We start from the raw sequence: 1,934 nt of genomic DNA on the forward strand, positions 1-1,934 counted from the left end.
CGCGGCTCTCTTGAATTTCGCAGAGGGCAGATCTAGAAGCGAACTTCTTCGTCGCCAGCGGCGCGCCGCCCTCGTTGGTGGGGCGTATATAGTCGCCACCTCATCGAACTGTCAACAGCCAGGATCGCTCTTTTTTCGATTTCTCGTGGAGATATCCACGGAGGGAAAAATGGTAAGCTGGCTTCGTCGAATTTTGACCGGCGATCCGTTGCCAGCCATTCCGGCGATAGCAGCCACAACCGTTTCGCCGGGCGAAGGCGTTCAACCCAGAAATCGCCTGCAGCACTTAGCCGAATGTCGACCACGGCGCCCGACTGACCCTCCGTTTAGAGCCGTTCTTCGAGCAATTCGGGCGTGATGGTCCGACCGGCGTAGAAAGATGCCCAGGATCAGCACACGCTCGCCGTCGACAGCGAAAACGACACTGACCGCGCGGCGATAGCCGATGATCCGCAGCCCGGCATGATCTCCATCCGCTCGGTGCCGCACTGTGGAAATGTCGACAAGCCCAGGCAATGATCGCGGATGCCCACGACAAAATTCCAGGCAACCGCCGGCGACGCACGCTCGGCTATCCTCATAGAGTTGTTCGAGTTCGGCCTCCGTTTTCGCGTGGAAGACAATCCGGCATTCCATCCCCTACTTGGCTTTCGCCTGCAGCGCGCGATGACGGGCCTCCAGCCGGGAAAATACCGTTTTAAAGCGCGTCGCACTGAAACGGATTCAGGCGACGCGCTTTAAGTCTTTGTTTTGATGCATGTCGCCCAGAACCGCTGCACACTTCTGGGCGACATGCATTAGCCGGGATTCCCTTTGCCGGATCCCGCTGGAGCTCGGCCATGCGCGACGGGATTTCCTCGCGCAGCCACTTCTCCCGCTCTGCCTCAAAATCCTCGAGCATGCGCAGGCCCGCGCGAACAACCTCGCTGGCCTTTGCGATTCGGTGGAAGACTCCACCGAATCGGGCGGCAATCGAAATGTCGATCAAGCACGCCGGCGCCCGATCGAGGATCGCGACGACGCGCTTTAGGCGGGGTGTACCCGCCGCCTCAGCGGGCGGCCCACGCCAGCCCGCGGCGCAGGATGGTGCGCATCTGCGGCACCTCGAACTCCGCGGCCACATGCCCCAGTGAGGAATAGAACACCCGCCCTTTGCCGTGCCTGCGCTTCCACACCACCGGCATGACGACGCCGTCGATCCACGGCGCATATTCGCCGGAGAAGGTGGTCGTCGCCAGCACTTCGTTCGACGGGTCAACATGCATGTAATATTGTTCGGAGCGGTAGGGGAAATCGTCGATGCCTTGCATGACCGGGTCGTCGCGCCGCGTCACCTTTACATTATAGTCGATGATGTTGCCCGGATGCGCGACCCATTGCCCGCCGCACATGAACTGATAGTCGGGCGATTCGCGAAACGCGTCGCCCATGCCTCCATGATAGCCGCCAAGGCCGACGCCGTTTTCGACCGCTTTCGTCAGGTTGGCTTCTTCCGCCTTCGTGAGCTTGGACATCGTGTAGATCGGCACGATAAGGCTGAGCTCGGCGATCGCCGGATCGGCGAAGACCGCGGTCGTGTTCTCGACACGCACGGCAAAGCCCTCTTCCTCGAGCATCGCCTTGACGACACGAGCGCCGGCTTCGGGCTCGTGGCCCTCCCAGCCGCCCCATACGATCAGCGCCTGCCGCATCTTCTACTCCTCTTACGTCAGCGCCGCGGCCGAATGTATGGCCCGCGGGCGCCGAGCGACCATCGCTGCAAAGCTCCGCCGAGTCGAGTTGGAAAGAAGCGCAGGGCAAAAAACAAAGACGCCCGCGCGAGGCGGGCGTTTTGTTGTTTGGTTGCGGGGACAGGATTTGAACCTGTGACCTTCAGGTTATGAGCCTGACGAGCTACCGGGCTGCTCCACCCCGCGTCAACTACGAGCAAGCGT

General features: G+C 61.3%; 2 protein-coding genes, 1 tRNA gene and 1 pseudogene. All 4 read right to left on the bottom strand.

Features of this window, described 5'->3' with window-relative positions; genetic code table 11:
* Window positions 1-326 precede the first annotated feature (326 nt).
* Window positions 327-636: pseudogene (locus YU3_RS42025) on the bottom strand (type II toxin-antitoxin system RelE/ParE family toxin).
* Window positions 637-697: 61 nt separating this feature from the next.
* Window positions 698-988 (bottom strand): type II toxin-antitoxin system ParD family antitoxin, encoded by a 291-nt coding sequence (locus YU3_RS40220; protein WP_084508510.1) that lies wholly within the window; start codon window positions 986-988, stop codon window positions 698-700.
* A gap of 61 nt (window positions 989-1,049) precedes the next feature.
* Window positions 1,050-1,691 carry a ThuA domain-containing protein gene (locus YU3_RS0133905; protein ID WP_027170306.1) on the bottom strand — a complete coding sequence of 214 codons (642 nt, stop codon included), beginning with the start codon at window positions 1,689-1,691 and terminating at the stop codon, window positions 1,050-1,052.
* Between the two features lie 148 nt (window positions 1,692-1,839).
* A tRNA-Met gene (locus YU3_RS0133910) sits at window positions 1,840-1,916 on the bottom strand.
* Window positions 1,917-1,934 lie beyond the last annotated feature (18 nt).

Source organism: Mesorhizobium sp. WSM3224, from assembly GCF_000427725.1.
In the GTDB taxonomy this organism is placed as follows: Bacteria; Pseudomonadota; Alphaproteobacteria; order Rhizobiales; family Rhizobiaceae; genus Mesorhizobium.